Source organism: Corynebacterium tuscaniense (genome assembly GCF_008693065.1).
Classification (GTDB): Bacteria; Actinomycetota; Actinomycetes; order Mycobacteriales; family Mycobacteriaceae; genus Corynebacterium; species Corynebacterium tuscaniense.
On record NZ_VXKH01000033.1, the window covers coordinates 1 to 21,951 of the forward strand.

General features: G+C 59.6%; 22 protein-coding genes and 2 rRNA genes. 16 read left to right on the forward strand and 8 right to left on the reverse strand.

All coding sequences use genetic code 11. The features are described 5' to 3' along the window. Positions 1–691, forward strand: a 23S ribosomal RNA gene (locus F4V54_RS07010); the annotation flags it as partial. A gap of 145 nt (positions 692–836) precedes the next feature. Further along, positions 837–954: ribosomal RNA gene (gene rrf / locus F4V54_RS07015) — 5S ribosomal RNA — on the forward strand. A gap of 91 nt (positions 955–1,045) precedes the next feature. Here rrf and F4V54_RS07020 read toward each other — a convergent pair. Then, positions 1,046–2,032 carry a pseudouridine synthase gene (locus F4V54_RS07020; RefSeq protein WP_102724546.1) on the reverse strand — a complete coding sequence of 329 codons (987 nt, stop codon included), beginning with the start codon at positions 2,030–2,032 and terminating at the stop codon, positions 1,046–1,048. Here F4V54_RS07020 and F4V54_RS11460 point away from each other — a divergent pair. The 4 genes from F4V54_RS11460 to F4V54_RS07035 all read left to right on the forward strand — a co-directional run bounded on the left by F4V54_RS11460 (position 2,031) and on the right by F4V54_RS07035 (position 4,302). Continuing rightward, a complete protein-coding gene (locus F4V54_RS11460) occupies positions 2,031–2,177 on the forward strand; it encodes a hypothetical protein (protein WP_170253123.1) in 147 nt (48 codons plus the stop codon). The two genes, F4V54_RS07020 and F4V54_RS11460, sit on opposite strands and share 2 nt — an antisense overlap. An 85-nt stretch (positions 2,178–2,262) precedes the next feature. Continuing rightward, a complete protein-coding gene (locus F4V54_RS07025; RefSeq protein ID WP_150386695.1) occupies positions 2,263–3,165 on the forward strand; it encodes a universal stress protein in 903 nt (300 codons plus the stop codon). A gap of 172 nt (positions 3,166–3,337) precedes the next feature. Beyond that, entirely contained in the window at positions 3,338–3,604 is a 267-nt protein-coding gene (locus F4V54_RS07030) for a GlsB/YeaQ/YmgE family stress response membrane protein (protein WP_034666282.1), read from the forward strand. 59 nt (positions 3,605–3,663) lie between these two features. Continuing rightward, positions 3,664–4,302 (forward strand): TetR/AcrR family transcriptional regulator, encoded by a 639-nt coding sequence (locus F4V54_RS07035; protein ID WP_034666280.1) that lies wholly within the window; start codon positions 3,664–3,666, stop codon positions 4,300–4,302. On the opposite strand, the gene yidC is transcribed toward F4V54_RS07035, so the two are convergent. After that, a complete protein-coding gene (yidC, locus tag F4V54_RS07040) occupies positions 4,241–5,395 on the reverse strand; it encodes a membrane protein insertase YidC (RefSeq protein ID WP_034666279.1) in 1,155 nt (384 codons plus the stop codon). The genes F4V54_RS07035 and yidC overlap by 62 nt on opposite strands. Positions 5,396–5,462: 67 nt before the next feature. Between yidC and F4V54_RS07045 the strand changes: the two genes are divergently transcribed. Together F4V54_RS07045 and F4V54_RS11465 are read left to right on the forward strand one after the other, a co-directional pair. Continuing rightward, the gene (locus F4V54_RS07045) at positions 5,463–6,224 is read left to right on the forward strand and encodes a class E sortase (RefSeq protein ID WP_150386700.1); all 762 of its coding nucleotides are present in this window, start codon (positions 5,463–5,465) and stop codon (positions 6,222–6,224) included. Positions 6,225–6,229: 5 nt separating this feature from the next. Further along, positions 6,230–6,400, forward strand: coding sequence for a hypothetical protein (locus F4V54_RS11465; protein WP_170253124.1), 171 nt, complete (start codon positions 6,230–6,232; stop codon positions 6,398–6,400). Here the strand turns inward: F4V54_RS11465 and F4V54_RS07050 are convergent. Next, the gene (locus F4V54_RS07050) at positions 6,381–6,917 is read right to left on the reverse strand and encodes a DUF2020 domain-containing protein (RefSeq protein ID WP_034666276.1); all 537 of its coding nucleotides are present in this window, start codon (positions 6,915–6,917) and stop codon (positions 6,381–6,383) included. The genes F4V54_RS11465 and F4V54_RS07050 overlap by 20 nt on opposite strands. Between F4V54_RS07050 and F4V54_RS07055 the strand changes: the two genes are divergently transcribed. From F4V54_RS07055 to F4V54_RS07065, 3 genes are all read left to right on the forward strand, one after another. Next, positions 6,916–8,160 (forward strand): sensor histidine kinase, encoded by a 1,245-nt coding sequence (locus F4V54_RS07055; protein ID WP_102724551.1) that lies wholly within the window; start codon positions 6,916–6,918, stop codon positions 8,158–8,160. The genes F4V54_RS07050 and F4V54_RS07055 overlap by 2 nt on opposite strands. Continuing rightward, entirely contained in the window at positions 8,157–8,795 is a 639-nt protein-coding gene (locus F4V54_RS07060) for a LuxR C-terminal-related transcriptional regulator (protein ID WP_034666274.1), read from the forward strand. Before F4V54_RS07055 ends, F4V54_RS07060 begins: the two co-directional genes overlap by 4 nt. A 218-nt stretch (positions 8,796–9,013) precedes the next feature. Beyond that, complete coding sequence (locus F4V54_RS07065; protein WP_150386696.1) at positions 9,014–10,123, forward strand: HNH endonuclease signature motif containing protein; 1,110 nt, start codon at positions 9,014–9,016, stop codon at positions 10,121–10,123. A 578-nt stretch (positions 10,124–10,701) separates the two neighbouring features. Here F4V54_RS07065 and F4V54_RS07070 read toward each other — a convergent pair. After that, entirely contained in the window at positions 10,702–11,340 is a 639-nt protein-coding gene (locus F4V54_RS07070; protein WP_034665093.1) for a DUF6474 family protein, read from the reverse strand. Between the two features lie 92 nt (positions 11,341–11,432). Between F4V54_RS07070 and F4V54_RS07075 the strand changes: the two genes are divergently transcribed. Next, the gene (locus F4V54_RS07075; RefSeq protein ID WP_150386701.1) at positions 11,433–12,944 is read left to right on the forward strand and encodes a TM0106 family RecB-like putative nuclease; all 1,512 of its coding nucleotides are present in this window, start codon (positions 11,433–11,435) and stop codon (positions 12,942–12,944) included. Here F4V54_RS07075 and F4V54_RS07080 read toward each other — a convergent pair. Then, positions 12,933–14,141 carry an MFS transporter gene (locus F4V54_RS07080; protein ID WP_034665095.1) on the reverse strand — a complete coding sequence of 403 codons (1,209 nt, stop codon included), beginning with the start codon at positions 14,139–14,141 and terminating at the stop codon, positions 12,933–12,935. The genes F4V54_RS07075 and F4V54_RS07080 overlap by 12 nt on opposite strands. Positions 14,142–14,355: 214 nt before the next feature. Then, complete coding sequence (locus F4V54_RS07085) at positions 14,356–14,958, reverse strand: superoxide dismutase (protein ID WP_102724450.1); 603 nt, start codon at positions 14,956–14,958, stop codon at positions 14,356–14,358. A 185-nt stretch (positions 14,959–15,143) separates the two neighbouring features. On the opposite strand from F4V54_RS07085, the gene msrA reads away from it, so the two are divergent. After that, on the forward strand, positions 15,144–15,794 hold the full coding sequence (gene msrA, locus F4V54_RS07090) for a peptide-methionine (S)-S-oxide reductase MsrA (protein ID WP_150386697.1): 651 nt from the start codon (positions 15,144–15,146) through the stop codon (positions 15,792–15,794). Here msrA and F4V54_RS07095 read toward each other — a convergent pair. Then, positions 15,791–17,671 carry an alpha/beta-hydrolase family protein gene (locus F4V54_RS07095; protein WP_249041252.1) on the reverse strand — a complete coding sequence of 627 codons (1,881 nt, stop codon included), beginning with the start codon at positions 17,669–17,671 and terminating at the stop codon, positions 15,791–15,793. The genes msrA and F4V54_RS07095 overlap by 4 nt on opposite strands. A 122-nt stretch (positions 17,672–17,793) precedes the next feature. Between F4V54_RS07095 and F4V54_RS07100 the strand changes: the two genes are divergently transcribed. Genes F4V54_RS07100 through F4V54_RS07110 form a run of 3 tightly spaced genes read left to right on the forward strand, consistent with a single transcriptional unit; the run spans position 17,794 to position 21,004 of the window. Then, entirely contained in the window at positions 17,794–18,558 is a 765-nt protein-coding gene (locus tag F4V54_RS07100; RefSeq protein ID WP_102724452.1) for a glycerophosphodiester phosphodiesterase family protein, read from the forward strand. A gap of 37 nt (positions 18,559–18,595) precedes the next feature. After that, entirely contained in the window at positions 18,596–19,507 is a 912-nt protein-coding gene (locus F4V54_RS07105; protein WP_034665159.1) for a DUF5926 family protein, read from the forward strand. Positions 19,508–19,516: 9 nt separating this feature from the next. Next, the gene (locus tag F4V54_RS07110; protein ID WP_150386699.1) at positions 19,517–21,004 is read left to right on the forward strand and encodes an amino acid permease; all 1,488 of its coding nucleotides are present in this window, start codon (positions 19,517–19,519) and stop codon (positions 21,002–21,004) included. On the opposite strand, the gene F4V54_RS07115 is transcribed toward F4V54_RS07110, so the two are convergent. After that, the coding region (locus F4V54_RS07115) for an LCP family protein (RefSeq protein WP_249041253.1) at positions 21,005–21,951 on the reverse strand (947 nt) is incomplete at its 5' end.

The window sequence follows — 21,951 nt, forward strand, 5'->3', positions numbered from 1 at the left end:
TCTTAACCTTGGCCCATGATCTGGGTTGGGGACAGTGCCTGGTGGGTAGTTTAACTGGGGCGGTTGCCTCCCAAAATGTAACGGAGGCGCCCAAAGGTTCCCTCAGCCTGGTTGGCAATCAGGTGATAAGAGTGTAAGTGCACAAGGGAGCTTGACTGCGAGACTGACTAGTCGAGCAGGGACGAAAGTCGGGACTAGTGATCCGGCACCTACTTGTGGATGTGGTGTCGCTCAACGGATAAAAGGTACCCCGGGGATAACAGGCTGATCTTCCCCAAGAGTCCATATCGACGGGATGGTTTGGCACCTCGATGTCGGCTCGTCGCATCCTGGGGCTGGAGTAGGTCCCAAGGGTTGGGCTGTTCGCCCATTAAAGCGGCACGCGAGCTGGGTTCAGAACGTCGTGAGACAGTTCGGTCTCTATCCGCCGCGCGCGTTGAAACTTGAGAAAAGCTGTCCCTAGTACGAGAGGACCGGGACGGACGTACCTCTGGTGTGCCAGTTGTTCCGCCAGGAGCATCGCTGGTTGGCTACGTACGGAAGGGATAACCGCTGAAAGCATCTAAGCGGGAAGCCTGTTTCAAGATGAGGTTTCATAGGTTCCCAGCAGACTACTGGGTTGATAGGCCAGATCTGGAAGCACCGTAACGTGCGAAGGTGACTGGTACTAATACACCAAACAACAAACAACCAAATCGGCCAACACACACATACGTGTACACGCCGCTCGCGTCCACTATGCAGTATCTGACACACCACAGATGTCAGAACACAAACAAAACAAGTACATACCGACCACACATTACTGGTCACCATGACACCAACCCCAAAAGTGTGTCGGTGGTTGATAGCGGTGGGGAAACGCCCGGTCCCATTCCGAACCCGGAAGCTAAGCCCACCCGCGCTGATGGTACTGCACCCGGGAGGGTGTGGGAGAGTAAGTTACCGCCGACCTAAAAACACAAACAAACAACTCCATAACACCAACGCGGCACCCACCACACCACACAGTGGCGGAAGCCGCGTTAATTCTTGTTTCCGGGCTTCACCGGAACAGGGGTTCGGGAAGGGGCAGGTGGGAGTAGCCGCTCGTCGTAAAGCAGCGTGGAAGCTTGCTTACGGGATCGCGGAAAGCGAGTGCGACGGCGGTGAGCATCATGGGTTTGCCGAAGTCTTCGCCGGCGGCTGGTAACAGTTCGGGGTACACGCCGTCACCGTGGATGGGAACGCCAGCGATATTCATCTGGACGCGCAGCTGGTGGGTTCGCCCGGTCACGGGTTGAAGCAGGTAGCGCGCAGATCCTGGGCTGTCAGGGAGGGGCTCCACCGCGTTGAGATACGTCAGGGCGTTGGATTCCGCATCGGGAATGATGTGGGCGGCTAGTTCGCCCTCGTGCTTTTCAATGTGGTGTTCCCAGGTGGTGGGGGTGAGGCCTTTGTCGTCGGCAATTGCCTCATAGAGCTTGTCCACCTCGCGTCGCGCGAAGAGTTCCTGGTAGGCGCCGCGCAAGGAGGCGCGCTTGGTCAGGAGCAGCAGCCCAGCGGTCATTCGGTCCAGACGGTGTGCGGGTGTGAGCTCCTCATTTCCAGTGGCGCGACGCAAACGCACGGTGACGTTCTCCGTGATGTGGGAAGCGCGCGGCATGGTGGCCAGGAAGGGGGGTTTGTGCACGACGAGGATGCCGCTGTCCTCATAGACCGTGCGGATGGAATACGGGACGCGGGTCTCAGGGGCCGGACGACGGTAGAAGTAGATGTCTGTTCCGGGCTCAAGTTTTTGATCGGGGTCGACCGGAGTGGAGTCGGCGTAAACGACCTCTGCTTCCTTGAATCTTTCGGTTACGGCATCCTCATTGTCGTCGGGGTGTCTGTGCCGTTGGGTGGATATCAGATGCCAGACAAAGTCCCAGGCTTTAATAGGCTCACCGTCCGGGACGCGGGCGCGTGTTGCACCAAGTCCATTGCGGGGTGGCAAAGGTGGGTGGGTGTTCTGCTTCCGTATGTCCTTCACATGTACTAATTTATTCCACATGAACCTTGATGTGATTGTTGCCCAGCTTTCTCAGTTTTTCAGCGACGGGATTGGCAAGATCATTGCCGATCTCTTGTGGAATCTGTACACGATTCTGTACCCGGCAAACGCGCCCGCGGCACATGAGATTGAGATTCCTCGCTAGCTCGAAAGCGGTTGTCGTGGCCGGCGCTACAATGGGTGGTGTTCGGTGTTTATGCACATTCAAGCTGTAGCGGAAAGGCATGCTCATGACCCAGCAAAAGGCCGTTGTCGTCGCTGTTGATGGCGGGGATCCGTCGAATAACGCCGTCCGTTGGGCGGCGAACACTGCGAAGAAGCGAGGGGTGCCGCTGCGTTTGGCGTCGTCATATACGATGCCGCAGTTCCTGTATGCGGAGGGCATGGTTCCACCGCAGGAGCTTTTCGACGATTTGCAGAACGAATGCCTCCACAAAATCGAGGAGGCAAAGAAACTAGCCCTCGAGGTTGCTCCTGATTTGGAAATCGGCCACACGGTGGTTGAGGGCTCCCCGATTGACATGCTGCTGGATATGTCGAAGCAGGCCATCATGATCGTGATGGGTTCCCGTGGCCTGGGTGGCTTGTCCGGCATGGTGCTGGGTTCCGTGTCTGCTGCTGTGGTGTCTCACGCGTCCTGCCCGGTTGTGGTGGTGCGCGAGGACAATGCGGTGACCGATGAGACCAAGTACGGCCCTGTGGTCGTGGGTGTGGATGGCTCTGAGGTTTCTGCAAAGGCAACCAAGGTGGCTTTTGAGGAAGCACAGGCCCGTGGTGCAGAGCTGGTTGCTGTGCATACGTATCTGGAGAATCAGGTGCATGAGCCTGTCTCTGGCGCCATCTTGGGGGATAACCAGTGGAAGCGTTTCGAGGAGGAGCGTGAGCAAAAGCTCGATGCTGCTCTTGCGCCGCTGTTGGAGAAGTACCCTGATGTGAAAGTGACCAAGGTGATTACGCGTGACCGTCCGGTTCGTGCCTTGGTGGATCAGGCGGAGAAGGCGCAGTTGCTCATCACTGGTTCTCATGGCCGTGGTGGTTTCAAGGGCATGCTGCTTGGTTCCACGTCCCGTGCGCTGCTCCAGGCTGCTCCGTGTCCGATGATGGTGGTGCGTCCGGAGATTCTGCCGCAATAGAGGATTCGCAACAGGCGTTTGACCGGCTATAAAGCTGAAACGTTATATAACCGTGGGTGATCCGTTGCCCACGGTTTCTTTTTTGATGGCACACTGGGGTAGTCAGTCCGTTTTGGAGCATTCTCTCCAAGCGGAGCGCAAAATAGTATTGGGTATTTAAGGAGTACTGATAATGACTCTTTCTATGGGTTTCATTGCTTGGATCGTCCTCGGCGGCATCGCTGGCTGGATTGCTTCGATGATTATGAACCGGGATGCGTCGATGGGCGTTATCGCTAATATTGTCGCCGGTATTGTCGGTGGTCTATTGGGTGGTTGGATTCTTTCCTTCTTTGTTGATGTTCAGAGCAAGGGCTGGTTCTTTAGTTTCCTGACCTGTATCTTCGGTGCGGTTCTTGTGCTGTGGATTCTGAATAAGGTTTCTGGTAAGCGCAATTAGGAACCTGTTTTTCTACCTTCCCGTTGAATGAACGTACCGGTTTGTCTATATTGAGGGGCGTGACCCAGGACAACGCCCCCACTTCGAAGAAGAAGACAACCAATCGTCGCCGCAACCGGCCAAGCCCACGGCAGCGTCTTTTGGATGCGGCGACGAAACTGTTCACGGAGGAAGGCATCCGCGTCATCGGTATTGACCGGATCTTGCGTGAAGCCGATGTAGCCAAGGCTTCGCTTTATTCCCTATTGGGCTCGAAGGACAACCTGGTTATTGCTTATCTCGAGCAGTTGGATGAGCAGTATCGGGCTCGCTGGCGGGAGATGACCGCCACGATGATTGACGCCGATTCAAAGATCCTGGCGTTTTTTGACTTGGCTATTGAGGAGGAACCGGCGAAGGATTTCCGCGGTTCCCCTTTCATTAACGCCGCTGCCGAATATCCGCGGCCGGAAACGGATTCGGAGCGAGAGATCGTGGCCACGTGTGTGGCACACCGCCAGTGGATGCACAGCACGATGACGGAGCTTCTGAACAAGAAGAACGGCTACCCTTCTGGTGAGCAGGCGAGCCAGCTGCTGATCTTCCTTGATGGTGGTATGACGGGTGCGCGAATCAGCCGAGATCAGGGTCCGTTGATTACGGCGAAGGATCTGGCGCGTCAGATGTTGTCGGTTCCGCCGCCGGATTATTCAATTTAGTTTCGGCTTCTTCCTTCCGTTTTTGGCGTTCCGCTTTGCGCTTTTCAGATTGAACCTTGCGTTTTTGCTTGGCCATGGATTTTTGGTGCGTTTTCTTCTCTTTGCGTTCGAGTTTTTCTGTTTTCTCTACTTGTTTGTTCTTGCGGTGAACGCGGAAGATGGTCCATGGGCGCTTCAGGGCGGCGAGGAGGCGGCGGCGGCGTAACTTGCGGGGCGCGGTGATGGCGCTGCGGGTGTTCAGGATGTGGTCGAGGTGCTGATCTTCAAGGGGAAAGCGGACGCACAGGGCGCACCACAGGATGATCGTTTGGATGAGTGTCCAAAGGTTACCCAGGAACCAGTACATGAGCAGGGCGATTGGGATGAGGCCGGTGGTGCCGGCGACACCCAGGATGACGGGGATGACAAAGAGCATCCACCACATGAGGTTGTACATCTTGACGGACATCGGGGCGTCCCAATCTAGGTGGACACGCGAGCGTAGCTGTGAGACGAAGGTGTTGAATGTGGTGAAGATGATGGCGCTGATGAGCATTGGCATTGCCACTGCGCGGACTTCGGGGCTGGTGGTGCCTAGTGCCGCGAATTGTTCTTGGCTCATGCTCACGTAGGCAGGCAGTGGCACACCGAGGAAGGAGGCTTGGAGGAATCCGGCGATGTCATCGGGGGTGAGCAGGCCAATGTTGGTGCCGGTGCGGCCGTTTTCGGGCACGGACATCCATAGCAGGAGGCGGTAGAGGCCGAGGATGAAGGGAAGTTGGATGAGTGGCGGGATACAGCCTGTCAGGGGGTTGTAGCCGTAGTCTTTGTTTAGTTTTTTCAGTGCTTTTTCGTGCGCTTCAATGTCGTTCGCGTCGAGGGATTCGCCGTACTGTTTTTCTAGTTGGGCCTGTTCGGGGCGCATCATGAGCATAACGCGCGTGGATTTGAAGATGGACCAGTTGAAGGGGACCAAAAAGCCGCGCACTGTGACCACGAGAAGCACGATAGAAAGTACCCAGGCGGTGTCAGGGGAGACTGTGAAAATGTCGGCGAGAAGCCAGTGCCAGAACTTCATTACCGCTGACACGGGGTAGACGAATGCTTCGATCATGGGCCTTCGTCTCTCCTCAAATAGTCACGACTAGTTGTTGCTGCGTTAATGTTAGGTCATGTCTTCTATGACGGGGAATACCGTGGATGCGCCTCGCCGAAAAGTCCGCGCGCAAGAGGTGATCGGTGAAGTGCTGCTCACCTTTGGTGTCGTGTTGTTGTTGTTCGCGTTCTATGAGGCGTACTGGACGAACCTTGATGCCGGCCGCAAGCAGAGCCATGCACAAGAGCAGCTTATCGACGATTGGAGTAACCCCCGCACCAACCACACCCCCGCCATCGGCGACGCTTTTGCCGTGCTGCGCATCCCCGCTTTCGGGCCGGATTACCAGTATGCAGTGGTGGAAGGCACTGATGACGCCTCGTTGTTGACGGGTCCGGGCCACTACTCTGAAAGCCAGATGCCGGGTGTGCCCGGCAATTTCGCTTTGGCTGGGCACCGCGTGGGTAAAGGGGCACCTTTTAATGATCTGGGCCGGTTGAAGGCGTGTGATGAGATTGTGGTGGAAACCCGTGACAGCACGATCACGTACCGGTTGCTGCCCGTGGAGGCTGGTTCCGCTGAGGCTCGTCGTGCGGAACTAGCTGGGTGCCTGTCGGGACCAATGCTGGACCGCGTAGCATCGGGCGATTACGCGGGAGTGCAAGGCCGGCACATCACCCTCCCCTCGGATGTTGGGGTTGTGGCACCGCATCCGGGGCGCAATGACTCTGCGGAATCACCAGACCTGTTGCCTGTGCTCACCCTGACCACGTGCCATCCGCAGTTCTCCAACGCAGAACGCATGATCATCCACGCCATCCAAACCGATATGACTCCGAAGAGGTAACCGCTATGTACCGCGCACTGTGGAACGCCCTGCCCGGGCCATTTCCGTTGAAACTCCTGATCACCCTCGTGGTGCTTACTGCGCTGTTCTTCCTGCTCATGGAAGTGGTGTTCCCCTGGGTGGCCACCATGATGCCGTACAACGACGTCACTACAGCTATAGGTCAAGGTTGGTAATCGCTTCCTCCGCCACTGCCTGGGCCTTCACGGACTCGGCTTGATTGCTGCGCACAACTACGGCAACAGTTTCCTTGGATACGGCGTAGATGGCGCCGTCCTCACCCCCGGAGCGACCCCCGGACCAGCCGGCAGGGCTGTCCGCTAGGGAGGTGGAATCAACCGGGGCGGCACGATCAACCACGGCGCGGGCCTCGGCAACAGAGCCAGTGTGGTGGACCGTGACCTCCAATTGTGGCTCATCGCCGTAGGTCAAAAACACACAAGCCGGGGGATCGAAACGATCATCGGTGCCAGTCCCGGTCACGCGCTGGCCATTGGCCTGCTCCACAAACCCCACATCCAGATACGGGCAGGGGCCCGGGGTGGTGCTCAGGGGTTCTTCGGGGGGAAGGGAGATGGGGGAGGTTGAGGGGACGTCGATAAGCTCACTGCTTTCTTGCGACGTCTCATTTGGCGCGCACCCAGCTAAGGCAACGGCGGTGAATAGTAAAACAACGGGTAGGCTCCTCCACATGCCTTCCATGGTAACCGCCTTGAATGAGTCCGCCCCACCACCCGTCAACCGTGCTCTGGATACGGGCATTGCGGCGCTAACGGTGGCTATTTTGCTCGTCTCCCTCGGCGGCGTTGTGCAGATGAACCTGGAGCAGGGCGCGGTGCTTGTGCTGCTCATCGCTGTGTTTAGCTTCATGTACTTCTTCGGCGCGATGAACATGCGGGACCTCAACCCCACCGGACGCTTCCTCTGGCTAGCGGGCTTAAGCGGTGTGTGGGTTGTTGCCATGATGTTCACACCTATCGCTGTGTACTGGGTGTTTACCCTGTTTTTCCTGTACATGCGGGCGTTTAGTAACTGGGTTGGTGTCATCGGCGTAGTGGTCATGCTGGCCATCTCGATCCTCTTCCAGGTGCCGCGTGGCCTCACATTCGGCGGCGTGATGGGCCCGGCGGTGTCTGCGCTGGTGGTCGTGCTGATCACGTACGCATTCAACGTGATTGCGCGCGTGAGTGCAGAGCGCGAGGAACTCATTGAGGAACTGGTGACCACACAGAAAGCCCTCGCGCTCAAAGAACGTGAAGCGGGAGTTGTGCAGGAACGTCAGCGCCTCGCACACGAAATACATGACACGGTTGCACAATCCATGTCCTCAATCCAGATGCTGCTGCACGCCGCCGAGCGCGACCTAGAAAAAACATCGCTTACCGACGAAGAATTGGCCGCCCCCCTGCGCCGCATCGAAGTCGCGCGCCGGTCTGCCTCCGACAACCTGGCGGAAACCCGTGCGATGATTGCTGCCTTGACCCCCGCGCCACTATCGGAGACCTCCCTCCCCGAGGCACTTGAGCGGATTGCTGCTTCCTTTGGCTATGCCGGCGACGTGGAATTTGAAATCACCACTGACGGTGACCCCCGCCAATTGCCCATGCGCCTTGAAGCAGGTCTGCTCCGCATCGCCCAGGGCGCGATGAGCAACGTGGTCAAACACGCCGGCGCGACGAAGTCCCGGGTGACGCTCACCTTTGCACCGGATGAGATCCGTCTGGACGTGGTAGATAATGGGCGTGGTTTTGATGTAGGTGCCGCCCCCCAGCGCCCCAGCGGCCTGGGGCACATTGGCATTGATGCCATGCGTACCCGCGCAGCTGAACTTGGCGGTGAGCTCGTGGTGGAATCCACACCTGGTGGACCGACCGCAGTGTCTGTCGCCATACCTGATAGTGGTACTATCAACCAAAAGATTGAGGAGGATACATGATTCGCGTCTTGCTTGCGGATGACCACGAAATTGTCCGCCTAGGCCTTCGCGCCGTGTTGGAAGAAGCCGATGACATCATCGTCGTCGGCGAAGTCGCCACCGCCGAAGGAGCCATTGCCACCGCCCAAGCAGGTGGCATCGACGTGATCCTAATGGACCTCCGCTTCGGCCCCGGCGCCCAAGGCGCCCGCTTGACGACGGGTGCAGACGCCACCCGCGAAATCCGCGCCACCATGGACAACCCGCCCAAAGTGCTCATGGTGACCAACTATGACACCGACGTGGATATCCTCGGCGCCATCGAGGCCGGTGCCGTTGGCTACCTGCTCAAGGACGCACCCCCGGAGGAACTACTCGCCGCAGTTCGCTCCACCGCCAAGGGCGATCCAGCAATGTCACCGATGGTCCGCGACCGCCTCCAAACCCGTGACCGCGCCCCGCGATCCTCCCTAACCCCGCGTGAGCTAGAGGTACTCCAGCTCGTCGCCGACGGATCCTCCAACCGCGAAATCGGCCAGCAGCTTATGCTCTCCGAGGCAACGGTGAAATCCCACCTCGTGCACATCTACGACAAGTTGGGGGTACGCTCCCGCACCTCCGCCGTGGCATCGGCGCGAGAGCAGGGAGTGCTGTAGTTTTCTAATCCTCGAGCATCGAGCATCGACTGCCCGGTTGATTCCGCGCCAAGTGTCTGGAAGTTTTTTCGGTTTGCAGGGAACCGGTCCGTTTTCGCTGTTCTTCGGTCTCCTGCGCGCGCTTCAGTGTGCGCACCCTGTGGATCGTTTTTCCGGTTATCCACAGGATTTTCAGGCCCTTCTCGCGTGTTTGCGGGTTTGGGTTTAGCGTTGCCGGCATGAATCCTTTTGCAGCGCTGGTGGCGGGTTTAACGAACCCGATTGAGACCTTGGCATCCTTTGATGCCCAGGTGCTTATCGATGCTGGCTGCAGCCCTGCTCGTGTTCGCGAATGGACCAAGCTCCACGCGGTCTACTACGGGAAGACGACGTTCACCCGTAAACAAGCCAACGCGATCAAGGTAGCTCGGTCCACGCAGAAGTCCTTGGATCAACTTGCCTACATCGAGACACGTCTGACCGAGGTTACCAACCCCGGTCAGAGATGGGACCTGCGTTTGGCGTTGCTTTCCGTCCCGGGGGATTATGCAACGCTTCAGCGTCGGGCGAAGACCATCGTCCCGGAGGTGGACAAACCCGCCGCGGAACCAACGTTGGGGTTTGGGCGCTCACGTAAAAAGAGGCGCCCTATCATCATCACGGCTAGGGAAGAAGACGCTGCAGCTATCGAGTACGCCTCACGCCAGGGCCTGGGGGATGGTCCTGCGGGCCCGCAGATGTACGAAACATTCATGACGATGCTCGGTCTGCGCCCCAACGAGGACAACGAAGCCACAACCCCGGCTTCTGTTGCCCCAGCTGTGGCACCTGCTGTGCCCCGCCCGCTGATCCTGGTCCCACTGCCGGACTACATCACCATCATCGGCGGTGACGGCGACGACACCATCCTGGGGTTAACCGATGGCACGACGATCACCGGTGCGGACTACCTGACGCAGCACCACGGGGCCGAGTTGGAGGTGGCGTTATTCCACCCGCAGGAAGGTGCGGTCAACCTGTATGACACGCAACGGTTCGCCAACCGTAAACAACGTGACCTGGCACGGGCCACACTGCCGACCTGCCCGGTACCGGAGTGCCGGCATGCTGCTGATAACTGCCAAGTCCACCACATCCGTGCCTGGTCGAAAGGTGGGCACACCAATATGGATAACCTGGCGATGTTGTGCAGGTATCACAACAGAACCAACGACGATGACCCCGCCAAATCCCACCGCGGCCGGGTAGAGAACATCCTGGGCACACCAACCTGGAGATCACCCCGCGGGCACCTCGTGGCTAATACCGTCCACCCCTACGGAGCGATGACGCTCCTCTACGGCAGGTAGACGGCAGATAAACCGGCCACCACACACCACATACCGAAAGCCAGCGATAGCTGGCCTTTCGGCATGCCCAAAAACAGGCAGTGTGGTTCGGTTTGACAATAGTGATCGCCGCGGGGCGAAACCCCAGGTCGCTGATCGTGATTCAGGGCGATAGTCAAACCGCGTCGTCAAACCGGATAATCCAACCCGGATCGTCAAGCCGGCCCATCAATGCACAAAGCCCCGGCAACCAAAAGACTGACCGGGGCAAGGTGGCTGCAACGCGATGACTGCAACGAGGTCATTGCGGTGCGGCGACCGGGACGCGGTGCCCGGAGCGCAGGCACTCAGGCAGCAGCAGCGACAACATCGCAGCCATAAGACACAACAATGGGCGGGCTGAGTGCTTTGCTGAAGCGGATAAGGCTCGCGACGGATAAATCCAGGAAATAGTCTTTATTATTTACGCAGACATGCACGCTATTTACTTGGGATTGAGCAAGCGGAGTTTGATCCTAATCGCTCAAGCACTGGGTGACTTCCTTGCGAGCGGGGTAATTCTGAGCCAAAAATGCTGCTACCAGTCGTTGTAGTCAGTTTTACCTACCGGCGAGTTTGGACTGAATTTCCGCCGTTAGCTTGTTGATATCCCGGTCAATGGTGTCTTGGGCGACGCGACGCTGCGGGTCATTCATACGCTCGGAGTTCTGCACGGCGGCTGTCAATCCATCTAGGCGTGCCAAGACGTCGCTACGGAATTTTTCGCTCAGTACATCTTCATTGCGCACCTTCTGGCGGATGGCCTGGACGCGTCCCTTGAGTTCTGTGCCTTGGTTGGAGAAGTTTCCGGATGGTGTCGTGGGCAGACCTGCTGCGCGGGAACGCTGATTGGTCTGGTTCTCCTGCCATGCGGTCAGGCCACGGTAGACCAGCGGGATCAGCACGGGGATGAGGATGCGGGAAGCGCCCACGAGCTGTTTGGCTTTTTTCTTGGTCAGGCCGGATTCCTCGATTTTTTTAAGTTCGGTCTTTGCCAGCTGCGCTTCGTGCTTTTGCTTGCGTTTTAGGCCTTTCTTTTCTTCTTTAATTAGGCGCTTTTCTGCACGGTCCAGCAGCTTGGCGGTGTGCTTATCGGCTTTGGCTTCTTCTTTGGCTAGCTGGCGGGCTTTTGCTTCAGCTGCCTTGATTTCTGCTTTGGTTTTGGCGCGGGCTTTGCGGATGGATTCAAATAGTCCCATGGGTGTGCCTCCTGCTCCAGGTGTGTTTGCTTTTGATTCTTCGGTTCAACTTTACCCATGTTGTGCCGTTAGGCTTGGTGGCGGTGGAAAGAATGGATCGTGATGAGACAACGCTTGTGCGGGCGAGCGACCTCGTGGGGTGTAGGTATCGTCTGCGGCAGCGTTTGAGCCATCCTGCTGTCCCGCCGCTTCCGGAAGCATTGGAGCGCCAGCCCCAGGTGGATGCCGGGCGTGCGGCGGTGTTCGGGCTTCTGCCGAGGCGTCGGGCGGTGGGGGATGGGCGCAGAAAATCGTTCTCGGCGGTTCATCTCGACCCAGCCTTGCCTATCGACGAGCGCGAGGCCGCCACGCGCGCCGCCATCAAGGATCGCACGACGTTGATCGTGGATGGGGCGCTGACCGGCAGGATTGATGGTGTGCCGGTGCTCGCCGAGGTGGATATCCTCGTGCGTCAGGATGATGGCACGTATATGCCGGTGGTTGTGTCGAATCATCGCGTTGCGCGCCCTGCCTCCACGCACACGGCGAGTTTCGTGCCTACGCGTCGCCTCGGCTTGGGCACCCCGATCGAGACTCATGCGAAACTACGCCACCACACGGTCGATGGTTATCGCGTGGCACTCGCGCATGTGCTTCTCGACGTACACTCGGCCGGCACCGCCGCCGCCATCGGCCAAGACCGTGAACGCGCCTACCTGGTTGATCCGTTAAATTACGTGGAGCCGCTGCGAACTGCGCTGGCGCAGCCAACCCCGACGCAGCCGTCGCGCCTCAAACAGTGCGCGAGCTGCCGCTACTGGGCGTTGTGTGAACCCGAGCTGAAGGCGATGGATGACATTTCGCTGGTGTTCCCGGGACAGAAGGCGGGGGTGTTGCGGGAGGAGGGGATTGGGACCGTCGAAAAGGCTATCGGTGCTGGTCTGGGTGAGACTAGCCGGATTGCGCGCGCCTGGCGTGAGGGGATCCCGGTGTTGGCGCGCACGGATTTCACGCCACCGGCGGAGTTGCGCGCGGACGTAGAAATCGACGTGGACGTGGAGGCCTATCTTGACCAGGGCGCCTATCTGTGGGGTGCTTTTGATGGGACTACATACCGTGCTTTTGCCACGTGGGAGGACGTCGGCGCTGACAGCGCAGCCGAGGAGACCAACTTCCTCGCCTTCTGGTCGTGGTTGCAAGCCACCCGCACTACCGCCCACGCGGAGGGTAAAACCTTCCGCGCCTACTGCTACGCGGCGGGCGGGGAAAACCACTGGCTCATGGCGTCTGCGCGCCGTTTCGCCTCCATCGATGAGGCCGCGGTCCGCGCCTTCATTGCCTCCGACGAATGGGTTGACGTCTTCGTTTCCGTCCGCCGCCACCTCGTGGGCACGGAAGGTCTCGGGCTGAAAGTCGTGGCACCCGTCGCCGGCTTTGAATGGGAGGATGCGGATATGGATGGAGAGCGGTCCGTGGCGTTACGCCGCGAAGCTCGCTTTGGCAGTATCAGCGCCCGCGATACCCTCCTTCGGTATAACGAGGATGACTGTCGCGCTACCGCCGCCGTACGCCACTTCCTCAGCGCCGGCGCGCCGGGGATTCCGCGGCTTCACTCACTGGGCTGAGCGGATGTGGGGTGAGCGCTTCACGGTGACAGCCAGCCACACGGCGATAGCTGCCAGCACTGCCGACACACCGGCAATCGCTGCGATGAAGCCGCGCCAGCCGGTGTGCTGGAATAACAGGCCCGTGGCAGCGCCCAAGGCGGAGGAGCCGACGTAGTAGAAGAACACGTACGCACTCGACGCTTCCGCGCGGTCCCGCGTGGCTACCTGCCCCACCCAGCCAGAAGCCACCGAGTGTAGGGCGAAGAAACTCGCGGTGAATAACAACAAGCCGACCAGCGTCAACCACAGATTGCCGCTCATCAGGGTGGTTGCACCGAGGAACATAAGGGCAGAGGCAATCACCAAAACTCGCCCGCGCCCGACCCGCTGCACATAATTGCCGGCCCTGGCGGAGGACCACGTACCGGAGAGGTACATGAGGTAGACGAGGCCGGCGAGGGCCGTCGGCAAGCCAAAGTGCTCTACCGCGCGGAACCCAAACATGTTGTACACGGAGACAAACATGCCCATGCCCAAGAACGCGGTGGCATAGAGCCCCACGAGGTGGCGGTTGGTCAGGTGGCGCAGCATCGCAGTGACTTCATTGCGGGGGTTGAGTCTTTTCGGCGTGAAACGCTGCTGCACCGGGAGTAAAGCCCACATGATGAGCGTGAAGGTCAGGGCCGTTGCAGCACCCGCGAACATTGCCCACCGCCACGTAGTGACTTCCATGGCGAAGGAGGGGATGAGGCGCCCCAGCAGACCGCCGATGGAATTGCCAGCGACGTAGAGCCCCATCGCGCGAGCAGCATCGCGAGAATCAATCTCCTCCGCGATCCACGTCATGGCCACCGCCGGGGTGCCCGCGATGAGACAACCCTGGATGAAGCGCATGATGATGAGCTGGTTAGCTGACTGCGCCAAGGGGAGCGCCAGACCAACCGTGGTGGCTAGCAACGCGGAGACGATGAGAACCCTGCCACGCCCAAAACGCTCGGAGAGGATCGATGCCGGGATGACACACAGAGCCAGGCCGCCCGTTGCCGCGGAGACAGTCCACGCGGCTTGCCCCTCCGTCATTCCCAGTTCGGAGGTGAACACCGGCAGTAGTGCCTGGGTTGCGTACAGGGCATTAAAAATGGCGAGACCTGCGAAAAGCAGGGCAAATGAAGCGCGACGGTACTCCGGGGTACCTTTCCGGATCCCCTCCCGCATAGACACCTCACAAAATATTTCTCAAAAGGTCTTGTGTTCTTAGGGCAGCCTTACCTATACTTGCTATCGAGATCGGGTGAACCGAATCTCGTTGCGAAAATCAGGTTGCGTTTTCCCGGATTCCTCCAGCGCCGGGAAAACGTGAAGGGACCGCCACATTCTGGGTAGTGGCGGTCCCTTTCATTTCGCCGCTAGTGGGCGGCGGGGGCCGACGTTAAGCAGAAGCCTTAGCAAAACGCTCTGCAACATCATCCCAGTTGACAACGTTCCAGAATGCCTTGGCATAATCAGCCTTCACATTCTTGTACTGCAGGTAGTAAGCGTGCTCCCACATGTCCAGCATGAGAACCGGAGTGAAGTCAACGGAGATGTTGCCCTGCTGATCGGTCAGTTGCTGGATGACTAGGCGGCCAGCGATCTTGTCGTAGCCAAGCACTGCCCAACCAGAACCCTGGAGGGACAGAGCGACACCCTCGAAGTGCTTTTGGAAGGCCTCGAAGGAGCCGAAGTCACGGTTAATAGCCTCGGCGAGCTCACCTTCCGGTGTGCCGCCACCGTTCGGGGACATGTTCTTCCAGAACACGGAGTGGTTGGTGTGGCCGCCCAGGTTGAACGCGAGGTTCTTGGACAGTGCACGCAGCTTGTCCGGGTTGGCGTCACCGTTACGCTCTGCCTCCAGCGCCTCCAGTGCAGCGTTGGCGCCAGCCACGTAGGTGGCGTGGTGCTTGCTGTGGTGCAGCTCCATAATCTCGGCAGAGATGTGCGGCTCCAAAGCGTCGTAAGCGTACGGAAGTTCAGGAAGTTCGTAAACAGCCATTGGTAAACCTTTCCTCTGGGTTTGCTCTTACTCGGCCCATGATAGGCAAAAACCCAAAAACGGGTTTTGGGGTCGGTGGAAGCGCTCGATTCTGCCTGCCAATCCGCCCGGACGACCTGGGTGTTTGTGGCGGCGAAAGTATGAAATGGTCAGATTTCTCGGCACGATCCGATAAAAATAGGGGCATGGTTTTCTTCTTTGGACGCACCCCGCAGCTCGTGGACCCTGATGAGGCTCTGCCCGGCCGGACGGAACCAGTGCTGGCTAGCCCCCGCCCGCACGCAGTGTTGGGGACACCGATCACTGGCCCGTGGCGCGAAGGACAAAAGCGCCTGCTAGTGGGCATTGGGTGCTTCTGGGGTGCGGAGAAGATCTACTGGCAGACCCCGGGCGTGGAGTCCACATCCGTGGGCTATGGCGGTGGTGTGACCCCGAATCCGACATACCGGGAGGTGTGCTCCGGTGCCACGAACCACGTTGAGTTGGTTGAGGTGGTGTATGACCCCGAGCAGGTCAGCCTGAAAGAACTGGTGAAGATCGCGCTGGAGGCACATGACCCAACCCAGGGTTTCCGCCAAGGCAATGATGTGGGGACGCAGTACCGGTCCGCGTTTTATACCACCGGACCTGATGCGGACAAGGAGGCGGAACTCATCCGCGGGTGGGTCGCGGAGTACGGCAAAGCGCTGAAAGATGCTGGGTATGGGGCGATCACCACGGAGGTAGCCAGCGGCGTGGACTATTACCTAGCGGAAGAAGAGCACCAGCAGTACCTACATAAAGTTCCCAATGGGTACTGCCCGCATCACTCCACCGGGGTGGCCTGCGGGATCTAATCCGCGCCGAAGGTTTCTTTCGCGGACTCCTTGGCTGCGCCAGCGGCGGTGGCACGCAGGCGGGTGGAGTCGTGCCTGATCCAGTCATGGATCCGGTCGATCACGTCTTCGGAAAAACAGGTGTCCAGCACGGCATTCCAATAAGCCACCGTTTCGCGGTGGTACTGGTGCCCGTGGCCGCCGGGTGGGTTGAGGGAAATCAACTGGTCCACACCCACCTGCCAGCCGGTGATGAAGGGCATCCACCGCAATGATTGCGGTACGTCAACATGCTGGGCGGCTGGAGCCTTGATACCACGGGAACCAGGCTCACGCAGCCAATCAGGTTGGCTGACAAAGAGGCGCCAGTCCCACCACACCACCGGGTCGGAGGCGTGTTGGGCAAAAACGGTGCGGGGGAATTCCCAGTCTTGTTCGTAGGCGGAGCCATCGAAGGTGTGGTGCAGGTGGTCCGGGTGTGCGGTGAATCGGACGTGGCGTCCGCCGTCTACAACGGGGAGACGCTGGGGGCTGCCTAGGTCACGCCGGCGTGTGAGCTCAGCAATATTGCGGGCAAAGCCGGGAGCGCCGGTGAAAACTCCGCCGTCGGTGCTGGTGATGAGCTCATCTGGGGTGGAGAACGAATCGGTCAGGCCGTAAGCGCCGAGGGATTCCCCACCTATATAAAGGAGCGGGCGTTTGTCTTTCGGCATGGCAGCCAAGCGTTCTTGGACGGCTTTGAGCAGAGTTTGTGCACTGCGGACAGGTACTTCACGGTCTGAGGCATAGGAGTAGGCCGAGGGCATGAAAGAGTACTGCATGGCCACGATGGCGCAGTCGCCCTGGCTGAGGAACTCGAAGCTGGACGTGTGGAAGTCACTGATCCAGCCGGTGCCGGCGGCACTCATCACGGCGATACGCTTGCGGGACCACGCATTGGTGCGGTCCATCTCCCGCAGAGCCATCTCGGCTTGGTGCTCGGGCGTGCGGTCCCGCAACCCAATGAACACACGGATCGGCTGTTTAACCTGGGAGGACGGAACATCAAGCGCGGTGGCAATATCGTGTGAGCGTGGCCCGCCCGCCACCACGGCGCGCCCTTGTCGGCCTAGGTACTTCCACTTCTCCAGGGAGGCAGGGGAACCCGAGCGTTCCTTCTCCCGGGGCTTAGCCGCGCCGGGCAGGAACTCACGGTCAAGGGCATCCGCCTTGCGGTACGCAGTGTTGAGGATCTGGCGGATGACCACCTTGTCTGTCAGCACGGCCCCCAGCGCACTCATACCTGCCACGGCTAACGGCCAGGACACCATTGGCGGCATCCAGCGGCGCAGCTGGCGGTTGAAGCGCTCCGTGGACATCTGGATACCTTCACCGACCAGCAGCAAAGCGCCATAACCCAGTGAACCAAGGGCGATGCCCGCCAAGGTTTGCAAAGGGCCCCGCTGGTGGGGGTCGTCGACGAGGCGTTCGTGCTCAGAACGTCGTAAAGCAGCTGCGAGATACGTGCCCACCGTGACGGTGCCCATGGCGAGCTGCACAAACGGCGCGCTCTTGTCGCGGAAACGGCGCAGCCCGGATAACCCAGCCGCATCGCTGATACTGGTCACCAGATTGGCGGCACCCACGCCCACCGTGTGACCAGCGGCCTGACAAATAGCCACATTCGCCGTGGTCACCCACCACGGGTGCGGCAAAAGCGACGGCGAAATAGCGCCCCACGCAGCAACTTCCGCGCCCAAAATGCCCGCCGTGAAGTTCTCCGGTAAACGCCGCAAACCGGACATCCGCACCATCGGCGTCAAGTCAGCGAACAGTTCCATGGCATACAACGGTGCGCGCACGGCACGCTTGCGGTGAGGGCGCAACCGTTTAAGGGCATTCCGCGGAGATGTGAACATATGGTCCATTGTGGCAAATGAAGAAGACATGCGGTGAGCAGAAGGTGAACAACGCGTGATAGTTCGGTGATTTACCCGGTGTGCGGTCGCCTTATCCGGGAGTCGGGCCTACCCTGGCAGACATGATGTTGAAGCCGGACCCGCACATCATCGCCCACCGTGGAATGTCCGGGTTGTACCCAGAATCCACACTGCGTTCCTTTGAGGAAGCATTGAAACTTGATGGGGTGCACGGCATTGAATGCGACGTGCGGCTCACGCGCGATGGCCGACTGGTGGTCCACCACGACCCCTTTATCAACCGGACCTCCGACGGAGCTGGGCGCATTGCCAAGATGGATTTTGAGCACATCCGCACATTCAACTTTGGCACCAAGGAAGACCCGCAGCAGATCATGCTTCTGGACGAATTGCTGGACCTCCTCGAGGACTACCCGGACAAGCACATCTACATTGAAACGAAACACCCCACCCGCTACGGCCCTGAAGTGGACGAACAGACTGTGCGCACCCTGTGGTACCGCGGTATGAAGGAGGACCCGCGCGTCCACCTCATTTCCTTCTCCCACACCGCGATGCGGTACTTCAAGCAGGTTGTGCCTGATTTGGAAACGTTCTACCTGTTCCGCCTGCGGGAGATGAAGTGGAACAAGAACAACACCATGTTCTCCCGCCCTTACGGCGTGGGCCCGGCGTTGGCGCACCTCCGATCCAAGCAGGAACTGTTGGGCTACCGCGGGTTGAAAACATACACGTGGACCGTCAACCTGCCCAAGGACATGTTGTGGTGCCGCGAAAAAGGCGTGGATGCCTTTGCCACGGACCTGCCCCACTTGGCAGTGGACGTGTTCCGCGAGCACCCCATTACGCCAGTGTCTGCAGGGTAGCTCCAGCTCATTAAACTAGCGCACTAAGCTAGTGGGCATGGCCAAAAAGAACCGTAAGAAGGAAGATCTGCCTGAGGGCATGAGCCGCCGTCAAGCAAAGTTGGCGGCACGCGCAGCTGAACGCGCAGCGTTGCAGAAGGATCCGCGCCCGTACTCCGGTCTTGCCGCTGAGGCGGACCTTGTTGCTTTGCAGGAGTTCGTGCCGTCCGCCACCGCAAAGATCGAGGTCAACGGCACCCCGGTCACGTTGGCTACGGTGCTGCCAGGCGCCGGTGCCGCGCTGGTTCGCCCAGAGGAGGACGGCGGGGAGCGCATGGTGGCGCTCCAGGTCCAGTCCCACTCCATCAATCCGGGCCGCGACCTCGCGTACGCCCTCAACTGGGTTGTGAACGCGCAGCCAGGTGACACGCTCGGCTCCACCGTTGCGGATGGTTCGCAGCCAGAGCTCTCCACGCTTTTCGACGCTGCCCAGACCCTCACCGTCACCACCCACGACGACTTCAACTGGTGGTTCACTGACTCAGCCGCCGTGAACCCTCAGATCCAGCAGGCACTGGCCCGCGCCAACGATGCGATCATTCCGTCGGTGCAGGTTGCCTCGGAACTGCCGGGCGCGATCTGGTGGGTAAACCCGGGTGGTGGCAAGGCCCACATTCGGTGGGTCCGCCAGGAAGATGATGAGCGCCTGCTCCTCAACGCCCTAGCCCGCATCGCTGCTCGCGGTGAGCTCAACCTCGGTGAAGGCACCAAGTTCGCCGGCACCTTCCGCACCCATGGCCTCGTCGTCCCCGTCTTCGACCTGGACCCGACGGTGGAACCCGCCTCCTACGCCGATGCGCTGAGCACGCTCAACGCTGCCATCGAAAAGGAATACAGCAAAGACGCCCAGCTGAACGCGGATGAGCGCAAACAGCTGGAAAACATCAAATCCCGCCAGGTCACCATTTAGAAACCGCTCATGTCCACTGCATTTTCCCCCGACTCTGCTTCCTCAGATTCTGCTGCTTCTGGTGCTTCTGGCGCTTCTGGTGCTTCTGCTGCTTCCGCGCAGGCGCTGAAGCACCGCCCGAAAGGGCTGAACACGCGCCACCTCAACTTCATCGCCTTGGGCTCCGCCATCGGCACCGGTCTTTTCTACGGTTCGGCAGGCGCCATCCAGGCTGCTGGTCCCTCCGTGCTGCTGGTGTATCTGCTTGGTGGCGCGGTGGTGTACTTCATGCTGCGCGCCCTCGGTGAGATGGCGGTGCGCCATCCTGTCACCGGTTCTTTTGCGGAGTACACCCGTGCGCACATGGGTGGTGCCGCCGGCTACCTCACCGGCTGGATGTTCGCTTTTGAGATGGTCATTGTGGCCCTGGCGGACCTCACCGCTATTGGTATCTACATGGGCTTTTGGTTCCCCGACGTGTCCCGGTGGGTGTGGATTGTCGCCGCGCTCCTCGTTGTCGGTGCCGCCAACATAGCCAGTGCTAAAGCCTTTGGTGAGTTGGAGTTTTGGTTCACGGTGATCAAGGTCGGCGCGGTTGTTGCCATGATCATTGCCGGTGCTGCCGTTTTGGCGTTCGGCCTGTCTAGTGCTGAAACCACCGGTCCCGCCAACCTGGTCAATGATGGCGGTTTCTTTCCCAACGGTATTGAGGGCATGATCGCGTCCTTCATCCTCGTCCTCTTCGCTTTCGGTGGTACTGAGATCATCGGTGTTGCCGGTACGGAGGCCAAGGACCCGAAGGAGGCAATCCCGCGCTCGATCAACACGGTGCCGGTGCGCATCCTGCTTTTCTACGTGCTGTCCATCCTGATCATCCTGATGATCAACCCGTGGCGTTCCATCACCGGCGACCAGTCTCCCTTCGTGCAGATCTTCTCTGCCCTGGGTGTGAATTGGGCTGCTGGCCTGCTTAACTTCGTGGTCATCACTGCCGCGCTGTCTGCCATCAACGCGGACCTCTTCGGCGCTGGTCGCGTGCTCACCGGCCTGGCCAAGCAGCACTTCGCCCCGAAGATCATGGCTAAGACGGTGCGCGATGTCCCGGTGATGACCACGGTGATCCTCATTGCCGTCATGGTCATCGGTGTTGTGGCCAACACTCTCATTCCGGACCGTATCTTCGAAATCGTGGCATCCTTGGCCACCTTTGCCACCATCTTCGTGTGGTTGATGATCCTCCTGGCGCACCTGGCCTCACGCCGTCACATGACCCCGGAGGACGTCGCCGCCCTACCGTACAAGACGCCGTTCTTCCCGTACGGCCAGTACTTCGCGGTGGCGTTCATCCTGTTCACCTTCGGCATCATGCTGTGGTTGCCGGACTTCCGTGTTGCGTTTTTCGTCGGTGTCGCGTTCAGCATCATCACCGTCGCGATGTTTTACATCACGGGCCGTCATAAGCTTCCCGGCGTCAATGATCATGTGCCCGGAGCCACGCCTATCGACGACCCCAGGTAACTACCGCATTCCCCCAAACAGCTGCCCGGCGGCAGCGTCGTCCCATACGGCGACGTTGCCGACCTCGGTGTCAGCGAAGTGGGAAATGGGCACCGTTTCCGTATTAATCCCACCGCGCATAGCCAGGGCGAGCCGCGCCAGGTGCCACACGTGATCATTCTTGCCCACGGTGAACAGGTTGCTCCCCTTCAACGCCAATGGCACCACCCGGAACGGGTTGAACAGCACCTTCGGTGACACAACCGTGTGCATCAACGCGCCGAGGAATTCCCGCTGACGAGCCACCCGGTCAAGATCACCCATCGCCGTGGCACGGGTACGCACATACCCCAGCGCTGTCGGCCCATCCATCACTTGGCAGCCCGCCTGAATATCCAGGTTGGCTAGCGGGTCTTGGATTGGTTCTGGTGGGCACAGCTCAACACCACCCACCACATCTGTCAGACCTGCCAAACCTCCCATGCCCACTTCCGCATAACGGTCCACCCGCAAACCCGTGGCATTCTCCACCGTCTGACTGAGCAGTTTCGGCCCCCCAAAGGCAAAGGCCGCATTGATCTTGTCATAGCCGTAACCAGGGACTTCCACATAGGAGTCTCGTGGGATCGACAGCAACGTTGCCTTCCCCGTCGGTGGGATGTGGAACAGCATGATGGCGTCGGTGCGTCCTGTACCAATATCGCCACCCGTCCCTAGCCGCGCCACGTCTTCTTCTGACAAGCCCTGGCGGGAATCCGAACCCACGATCAACCAGTTTGTCCCCGCTGTATTAGCAATCCGCGCATCCGGCAACGCATCCACCCGCGTCAGCCGCGCATCCGCCACCAACGTGACAACAACTGCGCCCACCAGCACGATTGAGAGCACCCAGCCCAGGAGGTTGAGCGGGTTGCGCCGCCGCCGTGGCTTAGGCATCGGCCGCGGTGCGGGCCGTCCCACGGGCCTCG